Below are 17,839 nucleotides of genomic sequence, written 5' to 3'. Positions count from 1 at the left end.
ATTGGTTTGTTTTAAACATTTGTGTATTTTAAATGATTCGGTGTTGTGGAAAGTATTAAAAGCAGGGGAGAGGTGCAGGGGAGGGAACACCCTTCCCTGCGGGCGCAAAAAGGCCCTGGGTTCGGGCCTTGGTTTTGTTGGGTTTTATCCTTGGTAGTCTGACTCGAAAAGCTCCTCACATTCCAAGCAATAGCCCGTTTGCCAATTGAGGGTCATATTCCATCGTCCACAGCTTGGGCAAAAACCCAAACAGGTTGGGCAGGGCCTGCCCTCGTTCTCTTCGTTCCAGCCGTGATAACAAACTTCGCCTTCGTGTAAGAAGTCCATTCCGCGCCTCCCTAAGCCAAAAGCCCGGCTTGGCGGAAAGAAAAGTGGCCTTCATGGGTCACGATGAGATGGTCATGGACGGTGATGCCTAAGGCCCTAGCCCCGGTCAGGATTTGACGGGTCAGCTGTTTGTCTCCCTCGGAAGGCTCCAGACTTCCGGCTGGGTGGTTATGGCTGAAGATAATGCCCGTAGCCTTCAAATCCAGGGCCTTCTTGAGAACTTCCCTGGGATAGACCGCAGTATGGTCCACGGTCCCCTCCTGGTTCAGGACCACGTCTAAAACATGGTTCCGGTGGTCCAGGTACATGGTCAGGAACGCCTCGGTATCCTTCCCGCCGATGTATTGTTTGAAGTAGGCGGCTACGGCCTCAGGGCTGGAAATGACCGGCCCGCGCTTATAGTCGGCCCTAGCTTCCGCCCAGGACGTCGGGGGTACTGTCGGCGGGGGTAACACCTTCAGGTCGAATTCCAGCGCTTCGTATTTTCTCTTCGTCATGGCCTTGCTCCTTTAACTGGGAGCAGCCTCCGGGGCCGCCCCTCAAAGAGGAAAGGGGCGGCCATGGAGAGAAAAAGGCCGGGTAGGTAGCCCAAGCGGACTACCGGCCCATGAACGTTTTCAAGTTTTCCGACGGAGTGCGATAGCGAAGCGACAGCATCCGAGACCTGGTGACCCGGACACGGTCTAGGTGTCCGAGGACATGGACATGAGTCCAAAGGGCGTTCGGAATAATAGAAAACATGCTCAGAATTGATTGTTAATATTTACTCTTGTAGGGAATAATTAAAGTCAGATTAGGTAAGGACGTATTTATGACTGAAAATCAAAATAAATTCGAATACAACTGCCAAAATCCTAGTTGCCAATATTCATCAACTAAGGGTTATAAGATTTTATTGTCCCTGCCCAATTTGGTCCGATGCCCCTATTGTGGGCAAATGACTTTAAAAAGAACTGTGTCTACCCCTTCTCCTGGCGCAAGACCAGTTGCAGGGGCCGGCGGGGGAGCCTTGCTTGGCTGGGCAATTGGGGGCCCACCAGGTGCAATAATTGGTGGCTTGTTGGGTCTTCTTGCTGGAGCAGCCTCGGAGGAAAACGATCGTCATGTAGGGCCCAAAAAATGATCGATCCTATAAACCCAATGTCATGGCTTACTTTTGCAGGTGGTTGCTTTGGAATCGCTTTGACACTTCGGCATTTCATTATTAAAGGTGCCATTGGAAAGATTGCAAGACTTAGAGGTGCATTCAACGAGAAAGTTAAAGAAATAAACAAAGGAAATAAAACGGTTACTTGTGATTCTCTGCCAAAGGTTTTCACATACCTTTATGACAACGAGAGGATGTTAACCCGAGTAGAATCTGCCGCTAAATGGTGTTGGATCGCACTGTTGGGTTGTTCGCTTGCATCTTTTTCCGTTTGTCTAATGGCTTTGTTGAAGTGGGTTGATTTAAAGGATTTTGAAGAATTGAAGAAAATCGGAGCAGGTATTGTGGTTCCCTTTTTGCTTTCTTTAGCAGGGATAATTTGGGTTGCGCATTGGGATCACTCCAACCCAGATTAATCTTGGTATTTAAGTTTTTTAAATACCTCCTCAAAATCAATTTCTCCATTTTTCAATTTTTCTCTGACTTCTAGTATTTCACTCGGCTTAAGTAAACCTTCGATTTTAAACTTCGAATCAATTCTCAACCTGATCAGTAATTCATTTAGTTCAGAAATAATATGGTCCCGAAGAATTGCTTGGGCCCATTTAAAAGTTATGTATTTGTGGACTTTAAAAAATTCGTTCTCGTACTCATTAGCAAGATTTCTGTAATTCCAACCCCACTTTCGCGTTATTGAAAACCCAAAAACCATTTGATTACGCCGATAGTCCCCGAAGTCAAAACCCTTTGTTAATTCCTGATATGGATCTTGTCGGAAAAAACCAGGGCCCACTCCAGAATATTTTGCAAGTTCATTCAAAATATTTTTATACCGTTTGTAACCGCCTAAACGACTTGGAATGGTAATTTCAAAAACATCCTCAACGGGGCACGATAGATATTTCGCCTTCAAATATTCCCTGTCCAGCTTGGGGACAATTTGAAAATACTTGTAAAATGGCACTTTGATTGTTCTCGCACGGTAAAATTGGTGAACGTAAAATTCCGCCTTCCCTTTATTGTTAATGCCTTTAAGAATTTCATATACCGCCCTTCCTTCCCAGCTAACATCTTGAGAAATTTCATTTACCGCTTTGCAAATTAAATCGGTTTCATTTCGAGGTTCATGTTCGCAAAAATCGGAAAGTAGATTTATAGCCTTTTCGTTCTCTTCATCAGAGCCTTCAAAGGTAGCAAGAATTTGATTATTTTCTCGCCCCAATTCAAAACCATAGGGCATCACTCCGGTTCGCAAATCTTCGGAAAAGAACTGTTCATATAATCTCGGCGAGTATGTTCCTTGTAAGCTTTGGAAATAATTGGCCATCCGCGGTTTAAGACTTTGCTTTAATTGCTCACGTGGATTTTCCGTAAATGGCTTTCTAAATTTCATGCTTGTTCTCGCTTTTTCAACTCATCTTTGACAAAGGTATTGTTTTTGGCTTCTCTCTTAATAGCTTCCGTAAGATCCTTCCAGCTCCCTTTAAAATTAACACCCTTGGAATCTGCACGTTTTAAAAGATATTCGGAGATAAAAATATGGCCTCCATCGAAAGAACAACTAAAATCCCCCTCTGAAAATATTCGTACTAATGGACTTTGATGTAACGCGATTTCTTCCGGTCTAATAAAATCAACAACCCCTGGTATGGATTTTCTTTGTCGAAAGGCTTTCATTACATTTTCTCTTAAAAATCTGTATGTCATCTGAGACCAGCCAGTCCTGTGTAAACTGCTCGGAGATAAACCAGGGTTTTGTTCATCCGATCTCAAAATACTCGCGAGTGATTCCATTTTTTTAGGTGCGTTTTGGTCAGAAAGATATTTATCCCAAATATCCTTAATTACATCCCAAGAAGAATCATTACCGTAATACTCAGAGAACAGCTTCACATATCCGCTCAGTTCTATCAGTTCCAAAATTGGTCCGCATGCAAGGGTATAAGCATTTTCAAAGTTTCTGCCCTCCAACGAAGAGTCAGGAAATAATTGGCCAAACTTTAAAATACATCCTTCGAAATACCCGGGATACAACTCGTTAGCTAAATCCATTTTATTTTCGGTGCAGTATTCGAGAATACTTTCTCCCATTAAATTTAAAAACTGACCTAAATAATCCGGGAACTCTTCCGTTCTTTTAAAAGGACTTAGTGATTTCACTGCTTGTGGCAACATCTTAATTAACTCTTTTTTCTGAGAGTCAAGATCCGAAAACAGATTAGAAAATTCCAATTTTGGCCAGGGCAATTTTTTAATATGCCGTTTTTCGATTAGCGATTTCCAAACCTCGCTCAGTCTCGAAAAATGAGCATAGGTTTTATTTATATACTCCAACTCATGACTAATAAAACAACTCAAGTGCCATGGTCTTTTCTGCAACGAGAGGTCTTTTAAATTTTTGCTCTTAAGTGTTTTTGATCTTTTGAACAAACAATCAATGTTTTCATTAATTTTTTGCGCATGAAACAATATTACTAATTCGGCTTGATACCATTGCGGGCTCAATATTTCTCCCTCACAATCAAGCTCAAATAATATTGTCTTTTGGAGCCATTCGAGATCGGCCAATAAATTTGGAGGAAAATTGGTTGAATAAATCGATTTGCTATCAACCCATTCAATTTTTTTAATTCGTTCTGAGATTTTCTCAGGAGACAACTTCTGCGTTTCAGCAGAAAAAGCGATAAGTATCTCAGCCTTGAGGATCAAAAGAGTTTCAAAAATTGCTATTTCTTTAACCGACTCCTCTTTGCCTGGCGATACTTCCCCTAAATTTTCAGAATGGATTTTTAATAATCGTTCAACTAAATCCAAAGCAGTGTTAACCTCACCATTTTCTGCCAATGCTTTTAAATAATGATTAATTAACCTAACAACATCGATTGCCAACTCTAAACGTTTTGCTTTTAAGTTTATTTCAAAACATTTAATCGGAATCGTAAGTAAATCATTTTCTAGCCAATAGTTATCTTGAACACTCTTAGGTGAGATAGAAGTGCCAGTGTTTTGTGCTAATTCGACACTCGTGTAGTCGGAGGTGTACCAATCTGGATGCTGGTATTTTAAATCGTACCAAAAACTTTTTGTCGGTATGCGTTTCTTTTGGTTTTGATAATAAATCAAAAGTCGAACAATCATTTTTGAAAAATCAAAAAACGATTGCCCGTTTAAGTGCTCTTGTTTTTCAATGATGTCCGTCAAAGTTTTTAGGGTGGATATGGCCGCCGATGTTACTTTATTTAAATGATTTTGAATTGATGGGTCTTTAAAAAAGAATCCAGAAGTTGTGACTTTTTTAAATGAGGATTGGAGCTCGAATATGAACGTCTTTGATAACTCTGTGGGATCAAAATAATTGAAAGCAGATTGGCCCAAAGCCACAAATACGAAAATTCCGACCCCGGCTAATAAAACCATAAATAAGGCGGCCAATCGCAAAGGGCCTAATCCAAACATATTCATCGCTATTAAACCGAGCGCAAAGAAGGTTACATAAGACAAATAACCCATATACGTACTACCAGTTCTTTCCCTGGCAAGTAAGTCTCGAATATTATTTGGAGTTTTAGAATAAATCGCGGTGCCCACGGCCGTTAGGCCGTTGTAATACAAACCAATAAAAAGTCCTCCTACACCAGCGATTGTTCCCAATAAGGTGTTATATGTATCCGAGAAAGAGTCATGCGACGTGACAGGAATTGAATTGAAGCAGAATATTTCACTTAATTTCCAAAAGAGAAGACAAGTAAAGATTGCCAAACATAAAGGCCAAAGAGATTTTCTCAATAAGGCTTTAGCGATATTGAATCTTGCTGAATTTTCTTCGAACGAATTTTCTGTTTTGTAAAAATATTTAACCAGCCTAAATTTGATCTGGAATAAATAAGTGCGTATCTTCCAGTATGTTTTAAATTGATTTAGAAAAATTAATAACTTGTATCTCATAATTTTCGGACGTTTCCATTTAGGATTTCACTTCTTCAACATCTGCCCCATGAACGAAAGCAAGATCATGCACTCAAAGATCGTTAGAATTAACCAATTCAAAAACACTTTTACCCCAGCGGATAGGCCGCTCTTTGAAGTTCGATCACTTAACGTGGAATAAACAGTTTCGATGCTAAAAAACGCCAACCCTATTACAGCGAGAATGATCAATCGAGTAATGAAGGTCGGGAAGTGAGTGAATATTGTGATGATTGAAGGATAACTATCTAAATCCGTTAAAGAGTCAAATTTCCATAAGGCAAACAGCAAAAACGATGGCACGCCCGCCGCAGAAAAAATATAAAAAGGAAGAATCCATATCCAATGGTACCAATCAATATTCAGGATGGATTTTGGATGACTATACTTTTCGGCGGAGGACTCACCCAATCCAATGGCGAAATATGCGACAAATGGCGACAACACCATAGTTAATGCTGGAATTACAATTAGATTTACTTTTGATGCCAACAACTCTTGTTGTAAATCCATGTTGTAAAAAGCTAAAGCAAATGTTGCACCTCGAAAAAGAAGATTCGGCCCAATGAGTATTATTGCTTTAATCCATCCATTCCAAGTGTCCTTGGACAATGTCCCGAAAACATATCCACCAGCTAAATAACCTAGTTCTGAAACTAGAATCGTGAAAATAGCGGCCAAAAAACCAGGTTCTTGCATAGTATTTTTTCCGACCACACAACCATAAGAAAATGTAAAACTTAGGCCGCAAAGGAATGTAATTGCGAACGAAAATATTGAGATCAATATCATTTTTCCAAAACTAGGCTTTTCAAATTCCAAAGTCTTTTCCTTTTTAAATATTTTGATGTTTTATTCTCAGGGTCTCTTTTCTTCGTGGCTTGGGGCAAAGCCTTAGGAGAAGGGGGTGTGCTGAGGATTACCGGAGGATTTTTTAAACTCGAATCCCGGCTTTTTCTAATATATCCAAGACATTTTTTGCGCCTCTAACTAATTTTTTAGAAATATTGATCGCTCTAATTTGAGTTATTTTATTTCCCAGTATTTTCATCAAAAGTTTCGATAATTTTTCTTCACCAGCCAAATACATCTCTCTAAGGGAGTGAATGTCCGCTTTTTTCAACCCGTCGTAAATTTTACTTTTATTTGCTTCTACCAACTGCTGTTGACCAAAATTAAGGTCAGAGAATGCATCCCATTCAACCCTTAAGAAAAACTCTTTTAACCCTATAACATCACTTAACGCCCTCGTATATTTAACAATGTCCCGTTTACTATCCGTTTTAATGAAAGCATCTACAAATTTTTTTATAAATTTTCTATTTTTTGTTTCGAAAACTATCTCGTTCCCCTTAATAAAGTAAGCTACATATTTATAAGCCAGTTCCTGGACAGCTTTTGCTATTTTCTTTTTTACGTTCTTTAAATAATTGACTCGTTCTTTCTGCACTTTTGGAATTATTACCTTGTTGATGTATTGCCGAAGATTATTACGTTTTAATCCAGGAAGATTTTTAACAGGTATTAAATATAAAGTCATTCTTTCAAAAGGTTTTATTGATCCAGGCCATTCAAACAACACTTTTGAAAACGGAAGCATTTGCTTGTCATTATCTTCAAATGCGTCTCCCATCCCTTCAGAACTTTTGGCTATACAAAGGTAATCTTCATTTAAATTTAGAAGATCAATTACTTTTTCGCGGTAAACACCCGAACTATCTAAAAATTTCGAGAGTAATGATTTCAATTGTTCATATTCTGAAATTATTGTTTTATCTGCGGATGCTTGTTCTTTAAGCTTTTCTATTCCTCTTTGAATATCTCTGTTTTTTATTGATTCGATAAAGGAAGGATAATTAGCCGCAAAAATATTCACCAATGTAGCAATTGCAAATAGCCCAATCGTCACATAGATGGGCCAAATCTTTATGAATTCAGGGTAAAAGGAACAGACATATAAAATTAAAGATGAAATAAACAGAAGGATATGTTGGATTTTTTTTGCCCAAATAAATTTAAAAAGGTTAATCATCTGGCCCAAAATATTTCCATTCAATAAAACTGAGTTTCACGGATGGCGATTCTCTGGAAATGTCGCCATACAAGTTTATGTTCATTATATTACTCCCGAATTTTCATTCGGGAACAAAGGTGCCGACTGCCTATAAATCGACATTAAACGGCCGATAAATTAACTAGCTTTTATTACTTCTTAGGGTTTGTGACAAAGCCCCAGGAGAAGGGGGTGAGCCGAAAATCACCGAAGGGAGTTGAGGTCAGGGGGAAGGCTTTCCCCCCGATCAACAGAAATCATCAAAAGTATCTCCTCCTGTCCATTCTTTACCCTGTGCTAAACAATATTGCTTCTCGGCCCCATCTTGGCCGAAAAAACTCCCCAAATTCGTGTGAACAAACTGCCCATCTTCAAATGTAACTTGGGCAAGTGTCCAAGGCTTCAAGGATTTTCCTTCAAAGCAACACATCACCCAAAGCGACTTACCGTCTTGAGAAACTGCAAATTGCTCGACTATGGATTTTTGAAATTCATTTCGGGAAAAAACACAGCCCAAAGTAAGCCGTTGTGCATAGGAAGATATTGGTGTTTCTCCCGCGTCCTCCGGGCAACAAAGAAATTCGCAAGGTGTTCGCCATTTCCTCTGCACGGCGTTCAAGGTTATCGCTGGAATTTCTTCCGACAATTCTTCAACGCCCTCGACGGACACTTCTTTATGAAAGACCCATTCACCCAACGGCCCCCCAGGTAGAGGCTTGTCATTTTCAGCGGAATCGAGCAAGCGCTGGTAGCTTGTGCGTGCTTCCTTGGGATTGACAGGCCGCATCCAGCTAAAATTTTGTTTACCGTCGTTCCGTCTCTGTTCCGGAGGTGTATTTAGGAAATTATCGATACTACCAAAGGCATACTCGATGCGTTTAACAGTGAGGGGATTTTGAAGCACATTTTCTAACTTTGTTAGCCACCGAAGGTTCTCGGGCCGGTTGTTTCTCCTATTTGTATCAATGTGGTCGACCACGTGCTGCGGCGAGGGCGCCTCGCCGTGGAACGCGGTTGCGACGATCCTGTGAACGCGGACGGAGGCGATCTCCATGTAACCCGTTTTTGGATTCGGTCTGCCAAAAGTCCATCGTTCATCGGCTTTGCGAGGGCGTTTGCCCGCCTTGGCATGACGAAAGACGGCCCCGTTGTCCCGGACGGTGTACCGATCTCCTCCGTAAATGCATTCAACCTTCCTGCGGTAATCGTAAGGTCGGACGCCGATCACGAAAGACCCTCGTCTTCAAAAAAAAGGTTTCGGTTCTGCTCAATGAGGAGGTGGCCTAATTCCTTACTTAATTTTTGATCAAGCTGACTTATAAGAGCTTTGGCCATACGCTTTGCAAACCACTTCGGCCTCTCATAGTGGGGCCCCAAGGTCGCAAGACAAACAGCCGTGGCAGCTGACCGGGGAACTTCCTGTTGGTTTGCCACAGTCCTGCCAACTGTACGCACCGCTTCCAGGACCGCCGCGGCTTTTTCAGCGTCGTTGCAGTTGGAAAGATTGAGGGCTGAAATGAGGTGAGAGGCCAGCGCTCGTGTTTTTTCCACACCTAACTTTTCTTCTTTTATGAATCCCATTGGATCAGGTGTGGTCCTGAACTTATTTGAGGGATACGCTCCTTCGTCCACATCGTTCTTCAACTCATCAGGCATTGAAACAATGTCGTGGAAGATCTGTTGGAGCTTTTGTTGCGCTCGAACATAGTCCTCGTCTGTCCATCCGGAAGGCAGCTCAATCGCCTGGTCCAAGACGATCTTGATTTCTTGCGGAGTTTTATGTTGCCTATGGAGCCCCAGGCTAAGCTGTAGGTGTTTGAAAGCATTTTCAGCTTGTCGCTTCAATGCCTCTTTTTTCCGAAAACGGATTTGCTTTTCCGCATCTGTGATGGGCATGCCTGTCTCCTGGTAACGTTACTTTATTATTAGGTAACATAACCATTAGAAATAAGCAATAGTAAAGCAAAGGCAAGGGTTTGGGGCGAAGCCCCAGGAGAAGGGGGTGTGCCGAGGATCGCCCAGAGGGAAGCCGAGGCCAGGGGGAAGGCCTTCCCCCGAAAGGCTCATTTTTCAGAAGCTTTTATAGCCCCCTTGAGCAAAAGCAATTCCAGCCTCTCTTGGCGTTCTTTCGCTTCCTCTTTCGATAACGGAACAAATCGAATTTCTATCGGCAAATCTTTCAAATTCTTTTTTTCCAAGGTTGTCTCTCCAAAAGTTGGTTTGCAGAAATGGCCGCTCAACGATCAAAATCGAAAACTTTGATTTTCCGGTTTCTGGGTATTTTCCTAATCAAGAAAATGGCTGAATTTAGGAAAATATTTTGGATAGGCCAACAAAATGAAAGGCCAAAGTTTTGGGCCAATTTTTGCTTTTCATAGAACCCTTAATAATTAAGGGGTTTGTGTTTTCCGGTTTTGTTGGTGATTTTGGACTTGGATAAAAATGTCTATACATTTAAATAAGTATAGGCATTTCTATCCAATTCACTTTTCATTCAAGGCTTTGCGTAAAAGTACAGACTGTTCCTGCCGTTTCTTGGGAGACATTCGACGGATATTTTCCAGCTTCCACTGTAAACCGGGCAAACGTTCGATATTCGGCAAGTCCAAAAGGGTCCAGTCGGGTTCGCCATCTTTGAGGGAGAGCAGAAACTTCTTTTCCTTATCCTTCAAGCCTTTATGAATAAGACGAAGAAGTTCATCCCTTGTTTCCAACAAGTCATTTAACTCCACTGGCTCCAGGGTCATGCCTTTGAACTCTTTCTCAAAAACGGATTTTATGTCTTTCCATTTTGGTTTGAGGAGTTCATTCATTGGGCGGTCATGGCTGGCGAGATAGACCACGAAAGCCCGCCGGATTTCATCCGTCAGTCCCTCTTTTTCCAAAAGAAGTTTAACGTCAAAAAAATCTCTCGGATGTTGCCGGTCCAAAGCCGCGCAAATCTTTCCGCCGTAAATATCAGCTAAAGATAGGACTTTGGTCGAAACCGATAACTCGAATTCCTTTTCAGCTTTTTTGCAAAGCTTTTCTTGGACAGGGGGATAGATGGATCCCCGTAACACCAAATTGGGTTCTACCTTGATCGTTGCGTCGGCCTGTCGGACGGTCATTTTGACCGTGTAGTCAGTCCCTTTAAGGGTTTGTTCATCTACTTTGGCCCCCAAAACCTTCCTCACCTGGGCGGCCACTTCTTTGAGTGACCGCGAGATATTGGATAGGGCTTCATCGCGTGGGTTAACAGGGAGGTAGGTCAGGTCAATATCAACGGAAAGCCTGGGCATTTCCCTTAAGAAAAGATTGATGGCCGTCCCGCCTTTCAAGGCAAAGTGACCTTGCTTTTCAAAGTAGGGAAGGACCTGCAAAAGAAGCTTCGCCTGTTTGAAATAGCCGGTATCTCTCATGGAACGCTCACGGGGGTTTTAGTGGGAACAGTTATTTGGTACTTGGGATCAAAAGAACCACCTGGAACCACAACCCTTTTGCCTTTTCCTAATTTCACCTTAGAGAGATTTAGCTCTTTGAACCAAGCATGGTTCGCATGTTCCGCCATATAAAGGAAACATCTCTTTACCTTGATGGACTTACAAGCTTTTAAGAGGTCCATCACCATATCTGGCCGCAATGTGGAAAGGCCTTCCATCAAATCGGCCGCGCCCTCAAAGGTCGTATAACGCGGCATTAATAAGAGCGTTTCAAACATAGCCCTTTCAGGAGATGAGAGGGTCAATGGAAAATTACTTTGATTGTCGACGGTAAAGCCAAATTCCTTTTTATAGGGCAAAAAGTCGGTGGTTTGGTACCTGGGCTTATTTGCCCACTTGTGCTTGAGGAACCAGGAAGGCGGTTTCGTGCCTTTGGGCCCAAAAAGATATAACGGAGGAACCGTGTTGATCGGAGCGGTATGACCATAGCCATGCCACCTCAACGCGGTTTCGCCACCGGCATGGATCGGGAGTTGGAGCTGTTGCTGGATAGTGTAAAGACCGCCTATCCATAGAACGGTATCATCTGCCCGTGTGAAGGCACCTGGGCCTATGGGCCTTATCCAGCCACCCTTTACATACTTTCTTGCCAGAAATCGGCTTACACCCTTTTGAGACAACCACTTTTGAGTGGCTACCGTTCCATGGAGCCAAGATATTAGGATTTGGTTTAATTTGTTCTTTATTTGTGTACTCATGGTACACAAATTATAACCTAAATAAACTGTTCTAATCATCAAGTTTATAAATATCCTAAATTGTGTACTTTTAGTACACAAAATCGAATATTTCTAAACTTTAAAATCTGAAATGTTAGTGTGCAAAATGATTTTAATGAGAACCACCATCCTTTAATAAGCCAAATCGTTATTAAAGGATGAGGCTTTATCTTTTAATAATGAAATTGCACTTAGTGCAATTTGATCCAGCCTTATTGCACGATAAGGCCCGAACGTGCAATTTGAGTTATTAGGATCAAAATCCTTTCAAAAGTGATTTTTGATCGAACTGTGCTGTGCTCAATGACATTTGCCTGAGCGTTGATAAACGGTCGTTCCCGCCACAGGTTTTATGACGAAATCCAAGTTATCCGGGCTTGAGAAGCCGGAATGGGTGGATATTTTCACGGCGAGATTGTATTTTCGGTTTTGCCGGCCTGGGTGTGTTTCACGTGACTTAAGTTATAACGCCGTAGGGATCGAGGGACGTAAATAAGGGTGTTTTAATTTTTAAAGCGGAGGGGAAATTGGAAATATCAAAAGCTTGGCGCCATTGGGCAGTCATCGTCGTCATCGCCGGATTTTCGGTCTTGATGTTCATGGGCAAAAAGGTCTATGAAAACGCCCCGCCGATACCCGCCAAGGTCGTGGACGTCTCCGGGAAGGTCCTTTTCACCGGGGAGGATATTTTAGTCGGCCAAGCGGTTTTCCAAAAATATGGCATGATGGATTACGGGTCGGTCTTTGGCCACGGAGCCTACCGGGGCCCGGATTTCACGGATGATTACCTGCACCGTTCGGCTTGGCTCCAACGCGACATCAAGGCCCAAGCCGGGTTCCGGAAGAAATACGCCGACCTGGCCGACAAGGACAAGGCGCAGATCGACCAGTCCGTGATGGCCGAAGCCAAGGCCAACCGTTATGACGACTCGACGAAAACCCTGACCTTCACCCAGGAGCAAGCCCAGGCTTGGCCGGAACTGACGTCCGTTTACACGGATATGTTCATCAACGGCGGTGGCGATCAAAGCCTGCCTAAGAACTACATCAAGAATGTCGATGAGGTCCAAAAACTCACCGATTTCTTCGCTTGGACCGCCTGGGCCGCTTCGGCCCAAAGGCCGAACGCGGATTACAGCTATACCAACAACTGGCCGCCGGAGGATGCCGTCGGCAACCGCCCCACCAAGGCGGTCTTCCTTTGGAGCGCTCTCTCCCTTATCTCCCTCTTGGGTGGTTGCGCGCTCGTCCTGATGTTCTTCGGCAGGTTCGACTACCTGGGATGGGGCGGGGACGAACCCGCGATCAAAAAAAGCATTCCCTTGAGGGATTTCAAGATCACCCCAAGCCAAGTCGCCACTTATAAGTATTTCTTAATTGTAGCCGTTCTTTTTGCCTTCCAAACCCTCATGGGGGTCTTCACGGCGCACTATTTTGTGGAGACCACTGGTTTTTACGGTTTTGACATTCGGGACATTCTCCCGACCACGATCACCCGTACTTGGCACCTTCAGCTTTCCATTTTCTGGGTGGCCACGGCCTGGCTAGCGGCGGGATTGTTCATGGCCCCTCTCATCGGAAAAAAGGAGCCGAAATACCAGGCTTTTTGGGTGAACGTGCTCTTTGGAGCCGTCGTGTTGGTGGCGGTCGGTTCCATTGTCGGGGAGTACCTGGGGATCAAGGACAAGCTAGGCCAATATTGGTTCTGGCTGGGACACCAAGGCTGGGAATATTTGGAGCTGGGGCGTTTTTGGCAGATCCTTTTGACCGCCGGGATGGGTATTTGGGCCGTCCTGGTCTTGCGTGCGGTCTGGGGCCGTTTGAAAGGGCAGGATTGGGGAAGCATGCCTTACCTCCTGGTTTACGCCATCCTTGCCATCCCTTTGATGTTTTCGGCGGGCCTTCTCTACACCCCGAAGACCAATTTCGCCGTCGCCGACTTCTGGCGCTGGTGGGTGGTGCATTTGTGGGTGGAGAACTTCTTTGAGCTTTTCACCACCATCGTGGTGGCTTATTTCTTCGTGATCCTGGGGTTGGTCACGACCCAGACCGCCGTCCGGGTTGTTTACCTGGACATCATCCTTTACCTGGGTTCGGGGCTCATTGGCACCGGTCACCATTACTATTGGACGGCCCAACCGGCCATCAATTTGGCCTTGGGAGCCTTCTTTTCGGCCATGGAAGTGGTGCCCCTGCTCTTGCTGACCCTTGAGGCTTACGACTTCGCCAAACTTAGGCGGGGAGAGGCGGGAACCAAGGAATCCGACGGATTCTTCGCCCACTATTGGGCCATCATGTTCCTGATCGCGGTGGGTTTCTGGAACTTCGTGGGAGCCGGGATATTCGGGTTCCTCATCAACCTTCCCATTGTGAGCTATTACGAGCACGCGACCTACCTGACACCCAACCACGGCCATGCGGCCTTGATGGGTGTTTACGGCAATTTGGCCATCGCGGCCCTGTTGTTCGTATTAAGGTTCTTGGTCAAGCCGGAACATTGGTCCCACCGCATCCTCAAGGTGTCCTTCTGGTCGCTTCAGATCGGGCTCATGCTGATGCTCGCGTTGGACATCTTTCCGGTCGGGATCCTGGAAATGGTCCAAAGTTATACCCATGGCTATTGGTTCGCCCGCAGCCAGGATTTCTGGAACCAGCCCGTCGTGCAAAAGATGACATGGGCCCGCGTGGTGGGTGACCTGACCTTCGTGGTAGGCGGAGTTTTGCCACTGCTTTATTTCACCGTGAAGTCGATGTTCTTCCTAAAGAAGCCGGACACCGGAACCGAATAAGTTCGGGGGCTTACTGGAGAGGAGGTTCGAATGGAAAAACAACGATTGGATTATTTTGGGACCGCGCCGGAAAGTTATAAAGCCATGAAAGTTTTCAGCGATTATTTGAAAACTTGCGGCCTGGAACATCCTCTCTTGGAATTGATAAAGATACGGGCTTCCCAAATGAACGGTTGCGCCTTTTGCCTAGATATGCACATGAAAGACGCCCGTGCCGCTGGGGAAACGGAGGAGCGCCTTTATATGCTGAATGCCTGGCGGGAATCCGGGCTTTACAGCGACAGGGAAAGAGCGGCCTTGGCCTGGACCGAGGCGTTGACTTTTCTGGGGGAGTCCCAAGCTTCCAAGGATATTTACGATGAAGTGGCCAAGCATTTTTCCCCAAAAGAAACTGCGGATGTGACCCACGCCATTGCGGTCATTAACTCATGGAACCGCTTGATGATGGCATTCCGGGTCCCCCCGGGCCGGTATCAACCCAAGTCGAAAGGTTGATATGAAACGCGAGAAGTTCCTTTGGCCTTTGACCCAATCCCACCATCGGGCCCTTATAGAGGCCCGGCGGGTGAAGGAAAAACTTTCGGCTTCCGATGCCGTCCATGAGGAAGTTGTTAAGGAAATGGCAGCGGAGGTCCGCAAGCTTTATGAGGAAGAACTAAGGCTCCATTTTTGGGATGAGGAAAAGATCCTGGCTTTGTATGAAGAGCGGATGGGGAAGGACGAACCCGAGCCCCAGCGGATCAGGAAAGAACACCGCCTGTTGGAATCCCTGCTCCTTCGCGCCGACCGTGAGGGTCTTTTGGGATTTGCCGAGCTTTTGAATTCCCACGTCCGTTTTGAAGAGGATGTCCTGTTCGGACGTGTCGAAAAGGTCCTGGATGAGGGTGGAAAGAAGGCGGTGGGCCAACTTTTGGAACGGGAAACCTCCTTGAACCATTCCAAACCTGGTGAAACGAGGGGGTTAAAACCATGATCCAAATTAAGCGGGTTTACCAAACCCCTTCATCAAAGGATGGGAAACGGTTCCTGGTTGACCGCCTCTGGCCACGCGGTCTTTCCAAGGAGAAGGCTAAATTAGCCGGGTGGATAAAGGAGGCCGCCCCAACCCCTGAACTGAGGAAATGGTTCGGCCATGACCCGAAAAAATGGATCGAGTTCAAGAAACGCTATCGGAGGGAGCTTCCCGCACACCTGGCACTGTTGAGGCCGCTTTTGGAGGCGGCCCGGCAGGGGACGGTCACCCTTCTTTTTGCCGCCAAGGACGAGGCCCACAACAATGCCGTTGTCCTGAAAAGCTACCTGCGGTCCCGCCTTTAAATCGGTTCATTTTTTAGAAAACTTCTCAAGTCCTTGAGGATCGGACAAGACCGCGTAGCGTTCCTTATCCACGGAAATATATCCTTCCTTTTCCAGCTTGGCGAAGGACCTGGAAACCACCTCACGGACGGAACCTAGCCTCGCGGCGATGGTGGAGACTGAAGGTAATTTCAGCTTCTTCAACCGCTTATCACGGAATTCCTCCAATAAAAAGGCGGCCAAACGTTGATCGACTTCTTTGAGGGAAAGGGACTCGGCGAGGACGGATGTCTTGCGGAGCCTTGAGGCCAAAAGTTTCAGGGCCGCAAGGGCAATGGGTGGGAATTCCGAAATAAGTCTTTGAATGTCTTGCTTGGAAATGAAAAGGACTTCACTCTCTTCTTCGGCGATGACGGAGGAAGGATAAGGTTTTCCGTCAAAGACAGGGACTTCCGCGATGGTGGTCCCTGCCCTCTCAATATGAATGATCTGCTCACGGCCGTTCGTGTTCTCCCGGTAGGCCCGGAGGGTTCCCGTGGTGATGACGTAAAGACCCTTGGCCTCTTCCCCCGCCGAAATAAGGACCGCTCCTTTTTTCAGTTTTTTTTCAACGCAGGAATCGGCAACGATCCCCAGTTCCTTCACCCCCAGGGAACCGAACATCTCCGTCCGTTTTAAGGCCGCGATCCTATCCATTTCGCCATCATAACGACCATGAAATCATTCCTCAATAAAAGGCTCTTTCCGGTGACTTGAATCACGGCCCCCAAACGCCTTTGGTCTTAAAGTAATGATGTAAGAAAGAACAAGGAGCCGAACATGAAAACAGGAATCAGCAGATTCGAAGCGACCAGGACCGTTGGGGTGATAGCCTCCGAATTCGAGCCCTCCATCCCCGTTTTTGAGGGTTTCAAGATCGATTATTGTTGCGGGGGAAACCGGACACTCTCAGAAGCCTGCAATTTGGCGGGAATTCCGGTCGAAAAAGTCGTTTCCGCCTTGAAGAAGGTGGAGGAGGACCGGGCTTTTGCGGCGGGGGCTTCGATGGATTGGAAAGGGAAATCCGCCGCTGAACTCATCGACCATATCTTGACCAAACACCATGTTTATACGCGGTCCCAACTGGCCCGGCTAAAAGCCCTTTCCGAAAAGGTCCTGAATGTCCATGGGAACAATCACCCCGAGTTATCCCGCTTGTCCGAGATCGTCCATGAGATGGCCGAGGAGATGGAGGGCCACATGGCCAAGGAGGAGGAGCAAGTATTTCCCTATCTACAAGCCGTGGAAAAAGCGGGATGGAATAAAGAGGGAATTGCCGACCCTTTCGGGGGAGGTCCCCTGGACACCCATCCCTTGAAGATCCTGATGTGGGAGCACGGGATGACTGGGGAGGAGTTCGTGGAACTGCACCAGCTGACTCAAGATTTCACCCCGCCCCCGGATGCCTGCCGTTCCTATCAGGCCCTTTATGGGGGTTTGAGAGAATTGGAAGCCGACCTGCACCGCCATGTTCACCTGGAAAATAATGTGTTATTCGAGAAAGCGATGGAAAAAGGGATTTTGGATTAGAGCCGAAAAGGAGGAGCGTCATGAAAAGAGAAAAATTCTTATGGCCTATCACCCATGCCCATCATTTCGGGTTGATGGCCGCCAAATCGATCCAAAGGAAGTTGGCTGAGAAGCCGGGGAAGAAAGAGTTGGAAGAACTTAGGAAAAAGGCCATCAAGTTCTTCAAGACCGACCTTGCGGCCCATATTGGGGTGGAGGATAGGATATTGGACCAGTTGGCCTTCCATACCGGACAGCGCGATCCCTTGCTCGAAAAGGCCCGCTCGGGGCATGAGGAATTGGGGAGGCTGCTGAAAATGAAGGATGCCCGTTCGCTGGAGTTGTTCGCGGCAAAGCTCATCAAGCACATTTATTTCGAGGAAGATGAGCTTTTCAAGGCGATCGAGGGAGAATTCACCCAGGCGGAAAAGGAATGGGTGGAAACGGACATCCAATTCAACATCCACAATTGGCCCATGATACCGGCTTTCGCGGCCCGTTGAACCCCGGAG

At 45.5% G+C, this 17,839-nt stretch carries 18 protein-coding genes; 7 read left to right on the top strand and 11 right to left on the bottom strand.

The features are described from left to right. Positions 1-338: 338 nt before the first annotated feature. Positions 339-824, bottom strand: coding sequence for a JAB domain-containing protein (locus VHE12_03395; GenBank protein ID HVZ79828.1), 486 nt, complete (start codon positions 822-824; stop codon positions 339-341). A 622-nt stretch (positions 825-1,446) separates the two neighbouring features. On the opposite strand from VHE12_03395, the gene VHE12_03390 reads away from it, so the two are divergent. Continuing rightward, positions 1,447-1,890 carry a hypothetical protein gene (locus tag VHE12_03390; protein HVZ79827.1) on the top strand — a complete coding sequence of 148 codons (444 nt, stop codon included), beginning with the start codon at positions 1,447-1,449 and terminating at the stop codon, positions 1,888-1,890. Here VHE12_03390 and VHE12_03385 read toward each other — a convergent pair. The 9 genes from VHE12_03385 to VHE12_03345 all read right to left on the bottom strand — a co-directional run bounded on the left by VHE12_03385 (position 1,887) and on the right by VHE12_03345 (position 11,673). Further along, positions 1,887-2,867, bottom strand: coding sequence for a hypothetical protein (locus VHE12_03385; protein HVZ79826.1), 981 nt, complete (start codon positions 2,865-2,867; stop codon positions 1,887-1,889). The two genes, VHE12_03390 and VHE12_03385, sit on opposite strands and share 4 nt — an antisense overlap. Further along, positions 2,864-5,125 (bottom strand): hypothetical protein, encoded by a 2,262-nt coding sequence (locus VHE12_03380; protein HVZ79825.1) that lies wholly within the window; start codon positions 5,123-5,125, stop codon positions 2,864-2,866. Before VHE12_03380 ends, VHE12_03385 begins: the two co-directional genes overlap by 4 nt. 321 nt (positions 5,126-5,446) lie before the next feature. After that, the gene (locus VHE12_03375; GenBank protein ID HVZ79824.1) at positions 5,447-6,262 is read right to left on the bottom strand and encodes a hypothetical protein; all 816 of its coding nucleotides are present in this window, start codon (positions 6,260-6,262) and stop codon (positions 5,447-5,449) included. A gap of 112 nt (positions 6,263-6,374) precedes the next feature. Continuing rightward, positions 6,375-7,481 (bottom strand): hypothetical protein, encoded by a 1,107-nt coding sequence (locus tag VHE12_03370; GenBank protein ID HVZ79823.1) that lies wholly within the window; start codon positions 7,479-7,481, stop codon positions 6,375-6,377. 259 nt (positions 7,482-7,740) lie between these two features. Beyond that, positions 7,741-8,547: an HNH endonuclease signature motif containing protein gene (locus tag VHE12_03365; protein ID HVZ79822.1), complete on the bottom strand. Its 807-nt coding sequence runs from the start codon at positions 8,545-8,547 to the stop codon at positions 7,741-7,743. Positions 8,548-8,717: 170 nt separating this feature from the next. Next, a complete protein-coding gene (locus tag VHE12_03360; GenBank protein HVZ79821.1) occupies positions 8,718-9,389 on the bottom strand; it encodes a hypothetical protein in 672 nt (223 codons plus the stop codon). Between the two features lie 167 nt (positions 9,390-9,556). Next, entirely contained in the window at positions 9,557-9,691 is a 135-nt protein-coding gene (locus VHE12_03355) for a hypothetical protein (protein HVZ79820.1), read from the bottom strand. Positions 9,692-9,976: 285 nt separating this feature from the next. Next, positions 9,977-10,894, bottom strand: coding sequence for a nucleotidyl transferase AbiEii/AbiGii toxin family protein (locus tag VHE12_03350; protein ID HVZ79819.1), 918 nt, complete (start codon positions 10,892-10,894; stop codon positions 9,977-9,979). Continuing rightward, positions 10,891-11,673, bottom strand: coding sequence for a type IV toxin-antitoxin system AbiEi family antitoxin domain-containing protein (locus VHE12_03345; GenBank protein HVZ79818.1), 783 nt, complete (start codon positions 11,671-11,673; stop codon positions 10,891-10,893). Before VHE12_03345 ends, VHE12_03350 begins: the two co-directional genes overlap by 4 nt. Before the next feature lie 548 nt (positions 11,674-12,221). Between VHE12_03345 and VHE12_03340 the strand changes: the two genes are divergently transcribed. The 4 genes from VHE12_03340 to VHE12_03325 are packed head-to-tail and all read left to right on the top strand — an operon-like array spanning position 12,222 to position 15,800. After that, complete coding sequence (locus VHE12_03340) at positions 12,222-14,483, top strand: nitric-oxide reductase large subunit (GenBank protein HVZ79817.1); 2,262 nt, start codon at positions 12,222-12,224, stop codon at positions 14,481-14,483. Positions 14,484-14,513: 30 nt separating this feature from the next. Continuing rightward, on the top strand, positions 14,514-14,978 hold the full coding sequence (locus VHE12_03335; GenBank protein ID HVZ79816.1) for a carboxymuconolactone decarboxylase family protein: 465 nt from the start codon (positions 14,514-14,516) through the stop codon (positions 14,976-14,978). Position 14,979: 1 nt separating this feature from the next. After that, positions 14,980-15,456: a hypothetical protein gene (locus VHE12_03330; protein HVZ79815.1), complete on the top strand. Its 477-nt coding sequence runs from the start codon at positions 14,980-14,982 to the stop codon at positions 15,454-15,456. Further along, a complete protein-coding gene (locus VHE12_03325; protein HVZ79814.1) occupies positions 15,453-15,800 on the top strand; it encodes a DUF488 domain-containing protein in 348 nt (115 codons plus the stop codon). The genes VHE12_03330 and VHE12_03325 overlap by 4 nt, the downstream gene beginning before the upstream one ends. Positions 15,801-15,806: 6 nt before the next feature. Here the strand turns inward: VHE12_03325 and VHE12_03320 are convergent, their stop codons facing one another. Next, positions 15,807-16,475, bottom strand: coding sequence for a Crp/Fnr family transcriptional regulator (locus VHE12_03320; GenBank protein HVZ79813.1), 669 nt, complete (start codon positions 16,473-16,475; stop codon positions 15,807-15,809). A 123-nt stretch (positions 16,476-16,598) separates the two neighbouring features. On the opposite strand from VHE12_03320, the gene ric reads away from it, so the two are divergent. Both ric and VHE12_03310 read left to right on the top strand, forming a co-directional pair. Continuing rightward, positions 16,599-17,348 carry an iron-sulfur cluster repair di-iron protein gene (gene ric / locus VHE12_03315; protein ID HVZ79812.1) on the top strand — a complete coding sequence of 250 codons (750 nt, stop codon included), beginning with the start codon at positions 16,599-16,601 and terminating at the stop codon, positions 17,346-17,348. A 20-nt stretch (positions 17,349-17,368) separates the two neighbouring features. After that, positions 17,369-17,830: a hypothetical protein gene (locus VHE12_03310; protein HVZ79811.1), complete on the top strand. Its 462-nt coding sequence runs from the start codon at positions 17,369-17,371 to the stop codon at positions 17,828-17,830. Positions 17,831-17,839 lie beyond the last annotated feature (9 nt).

The organism is bacterium (assembly GCA_035549195.1).
GTDB lineage: Bacteria > Oederibacteriota > Muellerivitia > Muellerivitales > Muellerivitaceae > DASZRK01.
Note: the sequence above shows the minus strand (reverse complement) of the source record. Positions and strands in the feature narration are given on the sequence as shown.